General features: G+C 50.8%; 13 protein-coding genes. 11 read left to right on the forward strand and 2 right to left on the reverse strand.

Annotated features, from left to right (window positions below):
- Window positions 1-193 precede the first annotated feature (193 nt).
- From pdxH to BLS62_RS07565, 3 genes are all read left to right on the forward strand, one after another.
- Entirely contained in the window at window positions 194-811 is a 618-nt protein-coding gene (pdxH, locus tag BLS62_RS07555; RefSeq protein ID WP_244283629.1) for a pyridoxamine 5'-phosphate oxidase, read from the forward strand.
- 984 nt (window positions 812-1,795) lie between these two features.
- Window positions 1,796-2,521 (forward strand): HAD family hydrolase, encoded by a 726-nt coding sequence (locus BLS62_RS07560; RefSeq protein ID WP_208990736.1) that lies wholly within the window; start codon window positions 1,796-1,798, stop codon window positions 2,519-2,521.
- Window positions 2,522-2,782: 261 nt separating this feature from the next.
- Complete coding sequence (locus BLS62_RS07565) at window positions 2,783-3,706, forward strand: DUF1499 domain-containing protein (protein ID WP_093178914.1); 924 nt, start codon at window positions 2,783-2,785, stop codon at window positions 3,704-3,706.
- A 292-nt stretch (window positions 3,707-3,998) separates the two neighbouring features.
- Here the strand turns inward: BLS62_RS07565 and BLS62_RS07570 are convergent, their stop codons facing one another.
- Complete coding sequence (locus tag BLS62_RS07570; protein ID WP_093178916.1) at window positions 3,999-5,192, reverse strand: MalY/PatB family protein; 1,194 nt, start codon at window positions 5,190-5,192, stop codon at window positions 3,999-4,001.
- Window positions 5,193-5,272: 80 nt separating this feature from the next.
- Complete coding sequence (locus BLS62_RS07575; RefSeq protein WP_093178919.1) at window positions 5,273-6,181, reverse strand: MBL fold metallo-hydrolase; 909 nt, start codon at window positions 6,179-6,181, stop codon at window positions 5,273-5,275.
- Between the two features lie 341 nt (window positions 6,182-6,522).
- Here BLS62_RS07575 and BLS62_RS07580 point away from each other — a divergent pair, with 341 nt between their 5' ends.
- The 8 genes from BLS62_RS07580 (at window position 6,523) to BLS62_RS07615 (ending at window position 15,302) form a co-directional block, all read left to right on the forward strand.
- Entirely contained in the window at window positions 6,523-7,491 is a 969-nt protein-coding gene (locus tag BLS62_RS07580) for a metal ABC transporter solute-binding protein, Zn/Mn family (protein WP_093188587.1), read from the forward strand.
- A 1-nt stretch (window position 7,492) separates the two neighbouring features.
- A complete protein-coding gene (locus BLS62_RS07585) occupies window positions 7,493-8,314 on the forward strand; it encodes a metal ABC transporter ATP-binding protein (protein ID WP_093178922.1) in 822 nt (273 codons plus the stop codon).
- 9 nt (window positions 8,315-8,323) lie between these two features.
- Window positions 8,324-9,559 (forward strand): metal ABC transporter permease, encoded by a 1,236-nt coding sequence (locus BLS62_RS07590; protein WP_093178925.1) that lies wholly within the window; start codon window positions 8,324-8,326, stop codon window positions 9,557-9,559.
- Complete coding sequence (locus tag BLS62_RS07595) at window positions 9,559-10,500, forward strand: metal ABC transporter permease (RefSeq protein ID WP_093178928.1); 942 nt, start codon at window positions 9,559-9,561, stop codon at window positions 10,498-10,500. Before BLS62_RS07590 ends, BLS62_RS07595 begins: the two co-directional genes overlap by 1 nt.
- A gap of 310 nt (window positions 10,501-10,810) precedes the next feature.
- Window positions 10,811-11,935 (forward strand): extracellular solute-binding protein, encoded by a 1,125-nt coding sequence (locus tag BLS62_RS07600; RefSeq protein ID WP_093178931.1) that lies wholly within the window; start codon window positions 10,811-10,813, stop codon window positions 11,933-11,935.
- A gap of 199 nt (window positions 11,936-12,134) precedes the next feature.
- Window positions 12,135-13,220: an ABC transporter ATP-binding protein gene (locus BLS62_RS07605; protein WP_093188590.1), complete on the forward strand. Its 1,086-nt coding sequence runs from the start codon at window positions 12,135-12,137 to the stop codon at window positions 13,218-13,220.
- On the forward strand, window positions 13,213-14,460 hold the full coding sequence (locus BLS62_RS07610; protein ID WP_208990737.1) for an ABC transporter permease: 1,248 nt from the start codon (window positions 13,213-13,215) through the stop codon (window positions 14,458-14,460). Before BLS62_RS07605 ends, BLS62_RS07610 begins: the two co-directional genes overlap by 8 nt.
- A complete protein-coding gene (locus tag BLS62_RS07615; protein WP_093178933.1) occupies window positions 14,457-15,302 on the forward strand; it encodes an ABC transporter permease in 846 nt (281 codons plus the stop codon). The genes BLS62_RS07610 and BLS62_RS07615 overlap by 4 nt, the downstream gene beginning before the upstream one ends.
- Window positions 15,303-15,313: the final 11 nt, after the last annotated feature.

Consider the following 15,313-nt stretch of genomic DNA (forward strand, 5'->3'; position numbering starts at 1 on the left):
GTGCAGGCAGGAAGAGCAAGCAAGATAGCGACCAGCGTATAACGCGACTGACGCACACTTATAAATTTGCTATATGAACCTGCCATATTACTAAAAGAGCCTCTGGTTATATCCGTTGCTCCAACGAATTATGGATCACACAGGATTGGTGGATCCTAAAGGACTATTAACTATGAATAGTGACATCCAAGATCTGGAAGAAAAGTTTACAAATAGTTACTCGGAAAACATCGAGGTTCCTTTTCAACTGTTTGGTGAATGGCTTGCCCTTGCAGAAAAGAACGAGCCTAATGATCCAAATGCCATGTCAGTTGCGACTGTAGATGATGATGGCATGCCAAATGTACGGATGTTACTCCTTAAAGGTTACAGTCCACAAGGTTTTGTGTTTTATACGAATTTTGAAAGCACAAAGGGTCAGGAAATTCTTAACCACCCTAAGGTTGCGCTTTGTTTTCATTGGAAAAGTCTTCGCAGACAAGTGCGGGTTCGCGGCAATATTATTCGCGTAACTGAAGATCAGGCAGACGAATACTACACATCACGGCCACGAAAAAGCCGCATTGGTGCTTGGGCCTCCAAACAATCACGCCCATTGGAAAGCCGATTTGCGCTTGAAAAAGAAGTTGCAAGGTATGCAGCTAAATACGCAATTGGTGATATTCCGCGCCCGGATTATTGGAGCGGTTGCGTTTTGCAACCAACGGAAATCGAATTCTGGCACGATCGCGCGTTTCGTCTTCACGATAGGTTTGTGTTTAAAAGAGAAAGCCCGACTGACGATTGGGGCAAAGTCCGCCTCTACCCATAAGGGTAGGCAACGCGGCAAAAAATAAGGCGGCTCGCAGTAATGCGGGACGCCTTTTTTTATGAATACGACTGCTTTTTTGAAGGCAGTTCGTTCTGGAGGTATCTGCCCGACCTAAATCAGAACAGGCCCTCATTCGCGATTTGATGTGCAGTTGGTACGCATGAATCTACGCTTGCAGCAGTGCTCTCCTGCGATGAGGCTGAGAGCTCATAAATTCAAACAACACCCACCACATCAGTCTGTCGGAAGAGGGTATTGCTCCTGGACCTTTGGCTGTTGATCCTCTTTTTGCTTACCGCAGCAGCAGTTTGCAGCGTTCACAGCTTGAATGCCCACCGGACGGTAGTGTCTGTCCAGATCAGGTTTTGCGGTTTTCTTTTGGTTCTCAGTCGTTCCGAAGGCCATGTGCGTGCGTCCCCTTGGGACAAATTGTGTTGCAAAATATGTGGAGTTCACTCGGTCTAATAAAAGCCCTGTGACCCAATGTGAGCGTCAGTTCGTATGTAAGAGTGATACTCAAGTTGGGTGGGAATATGTTAGAACCAAAAATTCCAAAAAATCCAATCTAATTTAAAGGGGCTAATTCCATAAGAAAGTCAGCAGGTTGGATGCATCGGACATGCCGTTAACCTTTTTGATAAGCAGTGCTTGCAAAATTCATTATATTATACAAAAGGATGAGGAATAGCCGTCGAATTTTTCGCCAATTTTTCAAGGCAGCTTATTAATCTGATGTGCAGTTTTGGGTGACATTTGGCCGCAATTTTGACGGCAATAAACCTGACAAAAACCTGTGCATTTATTGGGCTGTTCTGAACAAAGTTATAGCTTAGAGATACTCAATAACCCTTGCCGCATGGTGATCCCTGTATTAAGGCGGATATCAAGGCAAAGCCTAATCCGTTTCGTGTGTCACATGGCCTGTGATCTGCTATTTGCTGCACCCCATAATTGAGCCGCTACAGGCGCTGAAGGAAAATGAAAATGAACGTGCGCGCCGTGTTGTTTGATCGTGACGGGACCCTGATCGATTTCGATAAAACCTGGGGCACAGTTTTGCGCTATGTTCTTATGGATTTAGCTGAGGGAAATGAGCAGGTGGCTCATGAGCTGGGGGACCTTTCCGGGTTCGATATGAAGACACTCACTTGCTTACCCGGTAGCCCAATTCTGACGAACCCGCCAAGTGGCTACAGCGAGTCGTGGGCAGAGCATCTCGGGGTTGAATTCAACAAAGTGTTTCTGGATCGGATCGAAGACCTTATTCTGGATCACGCAGCTGAATGTGTTTCTGCGTTTGACGATACTGTTTCATCCATTGAAACGATGGCTGCAGCCGGTTTGCCGATCGGTTTGGCAACAAATGGCACTGAAGCGAGCGCGATTGCTCAGCTAAAAAAGCTTGGCATATTGAACCTCTTCACGTTTGTTGTTGGCTACGACAGCGGCCATGGTGAAAAACCTGAGCCGGGTCAGTTACTCGGATTTGCAGAGCACACAGGTATTGAGCCTCAGCAAATTGCTATGGTTGGGGATAGTCTCCACGACATGCATGCGGCACAGAAAGCAGGCATGCTGCGCGTTGCCGTAACCACAGGCGCTCTGACAGCAGAAGAGCTGAAAGGCCATTGTGACCATCTGCTGGATAGCCTGACGGAACTTGTAGATCTGATCGGCCTCAACCGCACGGCAGCTGTTCTACCTGCATGAGCGGTACGGCGGTGCTCGCGTCCTGTAAAGCATAAACCGTAAACAGTGACGCGTATTTTCAAAAGGTGGATCCGGGTTTTTGCTACGGATGCACTTGGAGCCGACATTAAGAAGCAACTGCGCGTTATTATTGGAGTCATTCAACCCTCGGTAATTCTGAACTGGTATAATCAAGTATCGCAAAATAAAGAGCTGTAACCTCACGTAGGAACAGGTAGTCTGCTTTTGCTACTATTTGGGATAGAGAAAGAGTGAGAGAGAATGACTCTGCGATTGCCTTTACGACATTCACGTACTGCGCAGCGCAGTCGGCGCATAGGTGCTATTGCAATCCCGTTTCTTATTCTCTCTGTGGCAGGTCACTACTTCGAGTTATTTGATACGGAAGTGCTACTGGTTTTGCTCCTTCTCGGTTTTTTTATGGGTGCCACTGCAATTGTTTTGGCAGTCATAGCTGTGGTGGATCTGTGGAAGGATGGCGGCAAAGGCTTCTTCAACAGCTTGCTTGGCACCTTCTACGGCTCAATCGTTTTACTCCCGTTGTTTGTCGCAACAGTAGGGCTCTATCTGTTCCCACCCTTGAATGACATCTCTACAGACTTGAGTGAGCCGCCAGCCCTTGTTGCAGGTGAGCGTATTGGGGGTACGATTGAATCCAATATGCAGATTATGCAAAAAGCCAGCTATCCTGACATCGTCCCACGCCGCTTTCGTCTGCCACCACCGGAACTGCACAACGCGGCTTCAAGCGTTGCCTCCAGTATGGGGTGGGAGGTTATCTATGAGCTTCCGGCAGGTTTTCCAGATGAGCCAACGTATCTGCTCATGGAAGCACGGATGCCATACTTCTCCCTAAGAGATGATGTTGCGATCCGTATTCAGCCGGACAGAGTAGGGACGCTTTTAGATATTCGCTCAGCCTCTCGCTTTGGCAGCCATGATTTCGGGACCAATGCGCGCCGGATCAGAACGTTCCTTTCAAATCTAGATAAGGTTCTGCTGCAAAGCTACGGCATTACTGCAAGTGTTGAAGAGACAGGGCTTGTTCTGGAAGAGGGGGGAGCGCCACGGTTCAACAATGGGTCCGTAGCATTAGAAGTGCCGTTTGAATTACCACCGTCTTTCGCTCGTTTGTTTAAAGAAAGAGGTGGTGCGCCTATGCCAGCGCAAAAGCCGTCGTTCTAAAACGCATTCCGTTTGGCATGATGCAATCAAAAAATCACAAAGCATACCCTAAAAACAACATAACCAGCGCCGGGGAAGCGCTGGTTATAGAAGCTTGTGTGAACATTGAGTAGCGCTCTAAAGCTATCGCGAAACTCTCTTCGAATTCTTTGAACAAGGGGGATGTTCTCGAATTCTGTAATTTCAATATGCAATAATTTATAGCATGCGTGTGTGATAATTGTCACGTACAAACAAAAAAATACGCCCATTTACGGGCGTACTCTTGATAACTGGTAATATCTCTTCAAATTCAGGCAGTTGTCTGCACACGTAAGTCCGCGAATACATCTTCCAAACGTGTAACTGCGTCCTGAACCGTCGATTTTGGACAGGCCAGATTGAATCTCAGGAACGTTTCGCCGCCTTTACCAAACGTGCGACCGATGTTGACGGCGATCTTCGCTTGTTTCTGAATGCGCGATACAATCTCGTCAAACGGCAAATCCACACCAGCAAAGTCGACCCACTGCAGGTACGTGCTTGCCATACGCATAACCTTCGCGCCCGGAATAGCCGCTTCCAGCCCTTCAATCAGCAGCTCCTGATTTGCAGCGATATAGCCGCACAGCTCGGTCAGCCATTCGTCGCCATGGTTATAGGCTTCAGTGGTTGCCTGTGAGCCAAGAGGAGTGGAATGCACACCGCAAGCCGTTGCAACTGCGCGGTACTGGTCCCGCAGCTCTTTGTTGCTGATGATGCAAGCTGCTGTTGCGAATCCAGCAAGATTGAAGGTCTTGGAGGCAGATGTAAACGTAATCGTCCGCTCCGCAATTGCTTCAGAAAGGGTTGCTGTCACAACGTGCTTGGAGCCATCCAGAATGAGATCGTGGTGGATCTCGTCAGAGATGATGAGAATGTTGCGCTCAAGACAGAACTCACAGATCTGCGTGAGCTCCTCAGAAGTCCAGACACGACCGCCCGGATTGTGCGGGCTACAAAGCAGGAGGATCTTAGTGCGCTCATCAACCTGGTCAGCCAGGCTGTCAAAGTCCATGTAATAAGCACCGTCGCGCTCAATCAGTTGGCTTTCGACCAAACGGCGATTGTTGTCACGCACAGCACGGCCAAACGCATGGTACACCGGAGAGAAGACCAGAACGCCATCACCTTCCTCAGAAAAAGCCTGAATGGCCATGGAGTAACCAGCCACAACGCCCGGTGTGGTGGAAATCCAGTCTGGGTTGACAGCAAACTGATGGCGACGGTCCATCCAGGAGATAATGGCATCTTTATAAGGTGCATCGTTTCCGTAATAACCGTTAATGCCGAGTTCTGCCGCACGCGCAACCATGTCATTCACGGCTTGTGGCGGACGAAAGTCCATATCAGCAACCCACATTGGCAAGCCGTCATCACAGCTGATGCCATAACGGCTTTCCATTTCATCCCATTTCAGAGAATGAGTGTTTCTGCGATCAATCTTCTGGTCAAAAATACTAGTCATTACATCTCGATGGTGTTGGAGAGGTCGAGACCTCTCGATGGGTTAAACCTACTGCTGTTTCCAAGCGAGCCTTATGCCCCCTAGGTCAGTTTGAATTTTGCGGCGAGTGTAACCTTGCCGTCGCACATGACAACCCCACGGTCAATTAAGTCATCGAGTTGTGCAAGAACGTTTAAAGCAGCTGCCCCATGCAGCTTGGAATCCACATCTGTGTAGATCGCTTTCACCATGCACATAACATCGTCATCGCCTTCTTTCAGGCGGGCAAGAATGGCGTCGGAGCGCATCTGGCGGTGCTGCTTAAGCTGTTTCAGGAAGACAGGTGGGTTGTTGACCTCACCCCCATGCGAAGGGAAATAGCGTGTCTCGCGTCGGGCAATCAGCTTATCCAGTGAGGCCATATAGGCGTTCATAGAACCATCAGGGGGCGCCACAATAGTGGTCGACCACGCCATAACATGGTCACCGGGAAGCATCACGCCATGCTCTGGAAGCGCAAATGACAGGTGATTCTCCGTATGTCCAGGTGTTGCAACCACCTCAATCACCACACCATCAACAGAGATTTTGGCCCCGTCTTGTAACTCCTCATCAGGTATGAAGTCCTTTTGAGAGCTGGCATCCATAGGCGTTTCTGCCATATCTGCGAAGGAAACGGCTCGTCTGTGAGGACCGCAACCCATAACCGGAGCGCCCGTCTTTTCCTTCAAGGGGCCAGCCAAGGGGGAGTGGTCCACGTGGGTATGGCTCACCAGAATGGCTTTAACAGGTCGGGTCCCGATAGCTCTCATCAGAGCATCAAGGTGATCCATATCTATTGGGCCCGGATCAACGACAATCACCTCATTGCGGCCCACAAGAAAACTGTTAGTACCTGCAAACGTTAGGGGACCTGCATTGTTACATGTGACCCGCGCAAGCTCATCGGTTATTGGCACAAGCTCGCCATGTCGGGCATCAAAGTCACGATTAAAATTCATCTTACTCATCTCAGGTCCCTCCCGTTACCTACATAAATAAGCCTTTGGCAAATAAGAGGCAATGGCAACAAAGTGAGATTGATGCACGACTTTCTGCTCAGGTCCTGCTTCCGCAGGTTAGGTGGGCTCTTCAAGGAAAAGGGTGTCTTTCATTTTTTTATTGCAATTAAGAATGATTTGCAAATAGACTGATTGAAGAAATAGGATGATCTGTAAAAATCAAGTGGTATCCTTTTTTAAACAGCTCAGGACGAAGATAGGTGGCCTAAGCAAAAGTGGTCACGATTGGAAAACTGCAAGGGATGACGGGCTCGAAAGTGAGCTCAAGTATTTTTGGAAAGTTGGACTTTATGCGTTATTTGACTGCAGTATTTTCTGCTCTGATCCTGATGGGAAGCGCCGCCCTTATAAGTGTGTCGAGCTCTGCTGCAAAAACTCCAATCAATGCTGTCGCAACAGTTGGCATGGTCGCGGATGCCGTGCGCGCTATTGGGGGGGAGCATGTGAAAGTTGATGCTCTCATGGGAACGGGCATAGACCCGCACTCCTACCGTCAGACCCGTTCAGATGTCGTCAAAATGGGCCGGTCCGATGTAATCTTCGCCAATGGCCTTTATCTGGAAGCGCAGATGGAAGATCTGCTGCTGAAGCTACAGGAACGCAAACCCGTTTTCTTCATTGGGGAAGCCATAGAGCCTGTTAAGCTGGAAGGCTCAACGGCCTATTCAGATCGGTTTGACCCCCATGTCTGGATGAGCCCAACCCTGTGGCAGGGCGCAGTTGCCTCTGTCACACAGGCCTTCATCTCTATGGATCCAGAAAACGAAGAGGATTACCAAAACAATGCGGTTGCCTATCTCGCGGAAATTCAGGAGCTGTCTGAATACGGCGCCAAAATTCTGAAGACCGTCCCAAAAAATCGCCGTGTTCTGGTAACCGCACATGATGCCTTCACGTATCTTGGTCGGGATTTTGATCTGGAAGTGGTTGGCATTCAGGGCATCTCCACAAACTCAGAGGCAGGCCTGCAACGGATCGAAATGCTGGTTAAACTTCTTGTTGATCGCAAAGTTACTGCCGTTTTTGTTGAATCTTCCGTATCAGAACGCAACGTGCGGGCTTTGGTGGAAGGCGCTGCTGCCAGAGGGCACACTGTGGAGGTTGGCGGAGAGCTGTTCTCGGACGCAATGGGCCAGTCCAATACCTATGAAGGCACGTATATAGGAATGATCGATCACAACATGACGACTGTCACTCGTGCGCTGGGTGGTGAAGCGCCACTTCAGGGCATGCAAGGCAAACTGGGAGCTGGACACTAAAATGCATAACGTAAAAACGCCCGGCTTGCAGTTGCACGACGCCAACGCACCGCAGAAAATAAAGCCCGAGGACCAACCCTTTGCAGTTCAGGGTCTCACAGTTGCCTATCACCATAAACCAGTGCTTTGGGGCGTGTCTTACTCCGCACCAAAGGGATGCCTCACAGCAATTATCGGTCCAAACGGAGCAGGTAAGTCAACCTTCCTTAAGGCGGCCCTTGGCCTGATCCCTAAGCTGTCCGGCGATACCACTGTTTTTGGCACGCCAATCAAGAAAGCGCTGAAAAGGATCGCCTATGTGCCTCAGCGCTCCGCAGTGGATTGGGACTTCCCCGCCACCGCGATTGATGTGGTTTTGATGGGCCTATACGGACAAATCGGTTGGTTCCGTTGGCCATCTCGCAAACACCGCGAGAAGGCTCTGGAGTGCTTGAAGTCCGTTGGTATGGAGGATTTTGCCAAGCGTCAGATTGGCCAGCTATCCGGCGGCCAGCAGCAACGCGTTTTCCTTGCCCGCGCGTTGGCGCAGGATGCGGAAATGTACCTCATGGATGAGCCATTCGCAGGTGTCGATGCTGCCACCGAAAAAGCCATCGTCATGGTTCTCCGTAAACTCGTTGAGGATGGCAAAACCGTGCTGGTTGTGCATCATGATCTGGAAACAGTGCGGGATTATTTCTCCCACATTCTGTTGCTGAACGGTCAACACATCGCAGATGGTCCAGTTGAAACCACCTTTACCTCTGAAAACCTGCAGAAGGCTTATGGCGGACGACTGGCAAGCACACAGCTGGCTGGCTTGTCCCAAGCGTCAGGCGCATAGGGCAAAGTCATGGAACAGTTCTTTGCCGCCCTCACTTTGTCCGCAGGTTATAATACCGCCCTTGTGTGCGTTGGAGCCGCGCTCCTTGGCGCAGCCAGCGGTGCCATTGGCGTCTTCGTTCTCCTGAGAAAACGAACGCTGGTCTCAGACGCGATCAGCCATGCCACACTTCCCGGCGTTGCTCTGGCGTTCATTATCGCACAAACCTACTTCGACAGTGGTCGCTCCCTGCCGGTCCTCCTGTTTGGAGCGGCTTTATCAGCAGGCATCGGTGTTCTGGCCGTTGACTGGATCAAAACGCACACACGCCTGACGGAAGACGCCGCCATTGGCACCGTGCTCTCCACGTTTTTTGCCGTGGGTATGGTTCTGCTGACGGTCATTCAATCCATGTCCATCGCTGGGCAGGCTGGTCTGGAAGGGTTCCTCCTTGGCGCGACCTCCGGCATGTTGAAGTCCGAAGCAATGACCATCGCCGTTGCCGCTGGGCTGGTTGGCCTGGCCGTTGTGTTGCGCATGAAAGAGTTCTCACTACTCTGCTTTGACGAAGGCTTTGCCGCCGCCACCGGTTACAACGTCCGCTGGTTGGATCGCACGCTTCTTTTGCTCCTGCTCGGTATTGTCGTCATCGGTCTCAAAACCGTTGGTCTGGTGCTCATCATCGCCCTTGCGATTATCCCACCTGTTGCGGCTCGTTTCTGGACAGATCGTGTCCCGGTTCTGGTCGCTATCTCAGCTGGTATAGGCGCATCTGGAAGCTTTATCGGTGCAGCGCTTTCTGCAAGCGCGCCCAACATGCCAACCGGTGGTTTGATTGTGCTGGTGCTTTTCAGCTTCTTCGTGGTCTCTCTGCTGATCTCACCCGTTCGAGGCATTCTTGCAGCAGCGATCAAGCACTACCGCTTTCAGCGCATCGTGCATCTGCGTCAGGGCTTGCTTGCCATCGCCCATAATGAACCGGTTCTGGAACCTCTCACCCGCTCCATTCTGCGTCGTGGCGGTTTCATGAGCGGTGACGGACAGTCAACCATCAAAGGCCAGTCCGAAGCGCGCGTGATTGAACGGGACCAGAAACTTTGGAACCTCTACCGCGAAATGCATCCTGAGGAATCTCATGCTCTGGCAGATTGGTCTCTAAAGCCAATCGGCAAAGTGCTCCCGGCAGATACGGTCAAAGCCCTTGAAGACGAATTGAGCCCGCACATCGTTTGCACATCACAAACACCAAGGGGAGGACAACACTAATGGATATTTTCCTTCAGTTCGACCTTCCAAGTATCTTGCTCGGCTCTCTGGCAGCGCTGGCTTGCGGTCTGCTCGGCAACTTCCTTGTGTTGCGCAAACAAGCGCTGATGGGAGACGCGATCTCTCACGTTGTTCTGCCCGGCATTGTTCTTGGCTTTCTGGTCTCACACGAGACTGGCTCTTGGGCCATGATGATCGGGGCAGGGGCGGCGGCTATCTTCGCTGTGTTGCTCATTGAGTTGATCCGGCGCATTGGCAATGTAGAACCCGGCGCGGCCATGGGCGTGGTTTTTACCACCATGTTTGCAGCGGGTGTTGTGGTTCTGGAGCAAACTGGAACTGCAGGCGTTCATCTGGATGTGGAGCACGCCCTCTACGGCAATCTGGAAAGTGCAATCTGGCTGGATGCGTACACGCTCTCGGACCTTTGGAACTTAGAGGCTCTGGCCACCTTACCAGACAGCATCAAGCAATTGTTCGTGGTCAACTTATTGGTCATCGCGTTTGTTGTTCTGTTCTTCAAAGAGCTGAAGATCACCAGCTTTGATCCATTGCTTTCCGCAAGCCTTGGCTTCTCACCAAAATGGCTTGGCTTGTCCTTGATCGTCATGGTCGCGATTGCGGCAGTAGCAGCCTTCAGTGCAGTTGGCTCAATTCTGGTGATTGCCATGTTCATCTGCCCGGCAGCCACAGCACGTATGTTAACCGATAACCTGAAGGTGCAGCTATTCATCTCCGGCATTGCCTCTCTATCCGCTGGGCTATTTGGCTACTTGTTGGCCGCGTTCGGTCCATCGATGCTCGGTTATGAGATTTCAGTTTCTGCTGCTGGAATGATCGCGGTTGTTGCAGGTTTGCAGCAAGTGCTCGCTATGTTGTTTGCCCCTCATTACGGAGTTGTTGTTCGACGTCGTAAACAAAGAGCGCACATCAACCTCTGACCTAATAATGATCACTGATTTAACGACGGGAGGCATCGGTAATGGTGTCTCCTTTTTTTTGTTTATCAAATAGATAATGCTTTGAATTCCTCTGTAATTCCTTTGTAATTTCTCGGTTAAATTACAGAAGTACAAATACAACATTGCGGAGATGACTAATAATAGGCTATTCTCCGTAAGTTAATCTAATATTTTGTCATTGGCCTGTCACCGGTTGGATTTAGCTGACCGGGTGATAGGACTTGAAGGCGTCGAATTTATTTTCGACGTTACGCTCGCTATTTGTCTCTTTTTCTTTGAGGTTTTTTTTATGACTATCTCTCGTCGTTCAGTACTTAAAGGCACGGCTGTTGCGTCTGCAGTTGTTGCTGCTCCTGCAATCTTGAAAGCCTCCGATGCTCTTGCCTCTTCTGGTCAGGTGAATGTGTTCGCATGGGGCGATTACATTCAGGAAAACATGATTAAGAAATTTGAAGGTGAGACAGGTATTAAGATCAACCTGTCCACTTACGGATCCAACGATGAAGCTGAGCAGAAGCTGAAAGCAGCTGGTGGCAAAGGCTTTGATGTTATCTTCCCATCCATCACCAACGGCCCAAATTACTATGCGGATGGTCTGCTCGCTCCACTTGACGAGAATAAGCTGAAGCTTGACGCTCTCGTGCCATCCATGCTGCGCGACAGTGTAGACCTTGGCGGTACATACCGTGGCAAGCGTATGCTGCTGCCATTCGACTGGGGCACAGAAGCGGTACTGTTTGACAGCTCTGTTTTCCCGCTGGCTGATGATGAAGTTTCCTTCGGCTCCCTTTGGGCACCAGAAGCAAAGGGCAAAGCAACATTCCGTCAGAATTCTGCACTGATCGGCACCGGCCTTTACCTTGATGCCATCGGCAAAATTAAATCTAACCGTATGCTGGATGTCTACAAGACTGAGGATGATGCTCGCCGCGTATGGGATGAAGTTGCACAGTTTATCATTGACAACAAAGCAAACGTTGCTGCGTTCTGGAACAATGCAACAGAGGCCACAAACGCCTTCAAGCAGGCTGGCGCATCTATTGGTCAGACATGGGATACAACAGGCCTGTTGCTGAACCGTGAAGATGCTAAGTGGAAGTACCGCATGCCTAAAGAAGGTGGCATGACTTGGATGGATTCCATGGGTGTTCCAAGTGGGGCTGAAAATGTTGAGCAGGCATATGCCTTGATCAATGCAATGCTTACACCTCAAATGGCCGGGTTACTCTGTGCCAATACTGGTTACAACTCTTCTGTTGCCGGCGCCGCAGAATTTGCAGGTGATAATTACAAGAAACAGTTTATGGCCACCTACAACTCCGACAACCTTGGTAACCTTTGGTGGTGGCAGGCTGAAACTCCTTGGTTCACACCTCTGCGTCAGGAATATGTAGATAAAATCACCAACGCCTAACACCGTTAAAAGCAAAGCGCGGCCTCCGTCGCGCTTTGCATATCAGCTCGGTCCCCGTTTCAGCAGTTTTTTTGATGGCCACATGTCGTTGATGCTGACAGATCCTGCAGTGCGCTTTGATAAAAGGCGAGAGGGACTTTGCTGAAAGTTCAGGCGATCAAGCCCACTCCTGTATAAATCAAGAAGTAATAGACACATGATGCGCGGCAACGATGTAATTCTCGATAAGCTTTCTATGAGATTTGGCGACTTTACCGCCGTAGAGCCCACCGACCTCAAAATTAATGCTGGTGAGTTTTTCTCTATTCTCGGCCCTTCAGGTTGCGGAAAAACAACCATTCTTCGTATGATTTCAGGCTTTCTCACTCCTTCCCAAGGTCGCGTTGTTATTGGCGAGGCTGATATGTCCGGTATCCGCCCTAACGCCCGCCCAACGGCCTTGATCTTCCAGAACCTTGCTTTGTTTCCGCTCATGAGCGTTCGAGACAATGTTGCGTTTGGGCTGGAAGCACGCGGCATGGCGAAAAAACTTCGTCAGGAAAAGGCTCAGGAGCTGCTGTCCCTCGTCGCATTGGAAGAACAAGGCGATAAACTGCCAACCCAACTTTCCGGCGGTCAGCGCCAGCGTGTCGCCATCGCCCGTGCCTTGGCCGTTGAGCCTTCCGTTCTGCTGCTGGATGAGCCGCTTTCTGCATTGGATTTGAAACTCCGCCAGCACATGCGCGCAGAGCTGAAAGAGCTGCAGCGCAAAACCGGTGTGACGTTCATCTACATCACCCACGATCAAGGCGAAGCGCTAACCATGTCAGACCGTGTTGCTGTCATGAACAAAGGCGTTGTGGAGCAAGTCGCCAGCTCCGATGAAATCTATGCCCACCCGGCAACGCCTTTTGTCGCCAGCTTTGTCGGCGAGCAAAACATCATCAAGGGCAAAGTGATTGGCCAGCAAAACGGGTATGCCGTGATGGAAACACCACTTGGCAATCTCCTTGGCCAAAACACCCATGGTGTGAGCGCAGGCGAAGAGGCAATCCTGTTTGTGCGTCCAGAGCGCCTGTCGCTGCAAGAAAAAGACGGCCAGCAGAATGGTCTCTCCGCAATATTGGAGCGCCGCGATCTGGAAGGGCCTTTTGTTAACCTGCATATGCGGGCAGGGGACCAGCCATTGGCAATCCATCTCACCAACGTTAATCAGTCCCAGCAGGCCCTCGGGTCAAACCAGAAGCTTTGGTTTGCAGCGCAAGATGCAGTGGTGATGCGTCCCGGAGAACTGGCAAGTGAATAGTCTAATCAAAAGCTATGGTAAGGGGCTGACTGCACTCTTCATCGGCATAACAGGCCTTTGGATTGTGACGCTGATCATCCTTCCGCAAATTTCCATGATAGACCGCGCGTTCACCTATGAAGATAGAGGCGGAGCTGCTGCAACACTGTCACTGAAAATCGATCGCGCCTATTCAGAGGTGTTCCAGATCAACACCAGTTTGGATGTACTTCAGGCCGAAAGAGCCAACTTGGCGGCAGGCGAGGAGACGTCCAAAACGCAAGAGAGTGTATCCGCGCTCAATCCATTTGGCACACCAGCTCCAACCCCTGCTCCTTCCAATGAAACGTCATTGTTAAACCCGTTTGGTGCTCCGCCCGTTGCTGGCACAAATGGACCAACGCGGACGGTTGTGGAGATTGAGGCCGAGGAAGCTCCCCTACTGGCGAAGAAGAGCGAACTGCAAACTCGCATCGACACGCTGGAAGTCGAAGAAAAGTCCACCACGCAAACCGTGGGTAAGGACACGTCTTACTCCTTGCGAAACTTCACGCAAATGAGTGGAACTCATTTTGAGATCTTCCTGTCCACCATCGTCTATGCGCTATGTGTGACCCTGATTGCGTTTGCTCTGTGTTATCCAGTGGCTTATGCCGTTGCCACCACCACCAGTAAAAACAAAGTCGCTATTCTTATGCTTGGCCTGTTGATCCCTTACGCGATCAATGAGCTGTTGCGCATATTTGCATGGGTCATGATCCTTGAGAAGCAGGGCGTCCTGAACGCTGTGCTCGACATGCTGGGCATCATTGACATTCAAATGGGAGAGGGCTTCCGATTTGTAGCGTCTAATGGGGCCGTATTCACGGTCATGGTCTACGCTTATGTGCTGTTTATGGTCTTCCCGATCTACAACACCATTGATACGCTGGATAAAAACCAGATTGAAGCGGCGCGAGATCTTGGTGCCTCCACCTTCCGCATCCATTGGCGGGTGGTTCTACCGCACGCAAAACCGGGCATTGCAGTTGGTGCAATCATGACCTTCATGCTGTCAGCAGGCTCTATTGCTGTGCCGGAAATTGTGGGCCGGGGTCTGCACCCCGATTGGTTCTCGCAGGTGATCTACCGCCGTTTCTTTGAAGCAGACAGCTGGAATCAGGGTGCCGCTTACTCCATGACGCTCCTAGTTGCTTGTATTGTTTTTGTTCTCATCACTATGGCGGTCTTCCGCGTTGGAATTCGGGATATCGCAAAATGACCACACTACCTCTTGTCAAAAATAGCAGTGCAGGTTCAAGCTCTAAGCGAGATCCAATCGACTGGTCTGGCGCGGTTTTGAACGGCTACCTGCTGATCTTCTTTGCCTATATGTTCCTTCCCATGATCTTCATGGTGGTTGCGGCCTTTAACGCAGCTCCAACACCATCGGTAACAGACTGGCAGGGCTTTACGCTCAAGTGGTTTGCACAGCTGGCCAATGAACAGCGTTTCATCACAGGGCTTGGGCACTCCTTGGTCATCGCATTTGGTGTGATTGTCATCTCCATTCCGTTGGGGCTGGCTGGGGCACTGTTGCTGACACGGCTGCAAACCAGGGGCATAACACTGCTCTATACTGTGCTGGTCTCACCCATCCTCACACCGGGCATCGTGCTTGGTGCGACAACCATGATCTTCTGGCGCGATGCATTTGGCGTGGATGCGGGCTTGCTCACGGCAACAATCGCTCAGTCCAGCTTCATCGCCTCCTATTGCATGCTGATGTTCATGGCGCGCTTGCAACGGCAGGATCTGGCACTGGAAGAAGCGGCACTGGATTTAGGCGCATCCTCATTCCTGGTGTTCCGTCGGATCACATTGCCTTTCCTCATGCCAACGGTTCTGACTGCCGCAGCCCTTGCCTTCTTGCAGAGCATTGAAAACTACAACACCACCTTCTTTGCGATCGGGCCAAGCTGGACACTGGTGACGGAAATCGGAGCGCGTATGCGATTTGGTATATCCCCTGTCATCAATGTCATCGGCGTTCTCTTTGTAGCAATTACGATTATTGCTGCTACAGTCTACGTGTTGGCGAGCCGCAGGAAGAACCGCGGCTGACAAAATGCATC

Source organism: Pseudovibrio sp. Tun.PSC04-5.I4 (assembly GCF_900104145.1).
Taxonomy (GTDB): domain Bacteria; phylum Pseudomonadota; class Alphaproteobacteria; order Rhizobiales; family Stappiaceae; genus Pseudovibrio.

Coding starts and splice junctions, on each gene's coding strand:
- BLS62_RS07560 (WP_208990736.1), top strand. CDS start 1,796: ATGAACGTGCGCGCCGTGTTGTTTGATCGTGACGGGACCCTGATCGAT.
- BLS62_RS07565 (WP_093178914.1), top strand. CDS start 2,783: ATGACTCTGCGATTGCCTTTACGACATTCACGTACTGCGCAGCGCAGT.
- BLS62_RS07570 (WP_093178916.1), bottom strand. CDS start 5,192: ATGACTAGTATTTTTGACCAGAAGATTGATCGCAGAAACACTCATTCT.
- BLS62_RS07575 (WP_093178919.1), bottom strand. CDS start 6,181: ATGAGTAAGATGAATTTTAATCGTGACTTTGATGCCCGACATGGCGAG.
- BLS62_RS07580 (WP_093188587.1), top strand. CDS start 6,523: ATGCGTTATTTGACTGCAGTATTTTCTGCTCTGATCCTGATGGGAAGC.
- BLS62_RS07585 (WP_093178922.1), top strand. CDS start 7,493: ATGCATAACGTAAAAACGCCCGGCTTGCAGTTGCACGACGCCAACGCA.
- BLS62_RS07590 (WP_093178925.1), top strand. CDS start 8,324: ATGGAACAGTTCTTTGCCGCCCTCACTTTGTCCGCAGGTTATAATACC.
- BLS62_RS07595 (WP_093178928.1), top strand. CDS start 9,559: ATGGATATTTTCCTTCAGTTCGACCTTCCAAGTATCTTGCTCGGCTCT.
- BLS62_RS07600 (WP_093178931.1), top strand. CDS start 10,811: ATGACTATCTCTCGTCGTTCAGTACTTAAAGGCACGGCTGTTGCGTCT.
- BLS62_RS07605 (WP_093188590.1), top strand. CDS start 12,135: ATGCGCGGCAACGATGTAATTCTCGATAAGCTTTCTATGAGATTTGGC.
- BLS62_RS07615 (WP_093178933.1), top strand. CDS start 14,457: ATGACCACACTACCTCTTGTCAAAAATAGCAGTGCAGGTTCAAGCTCT.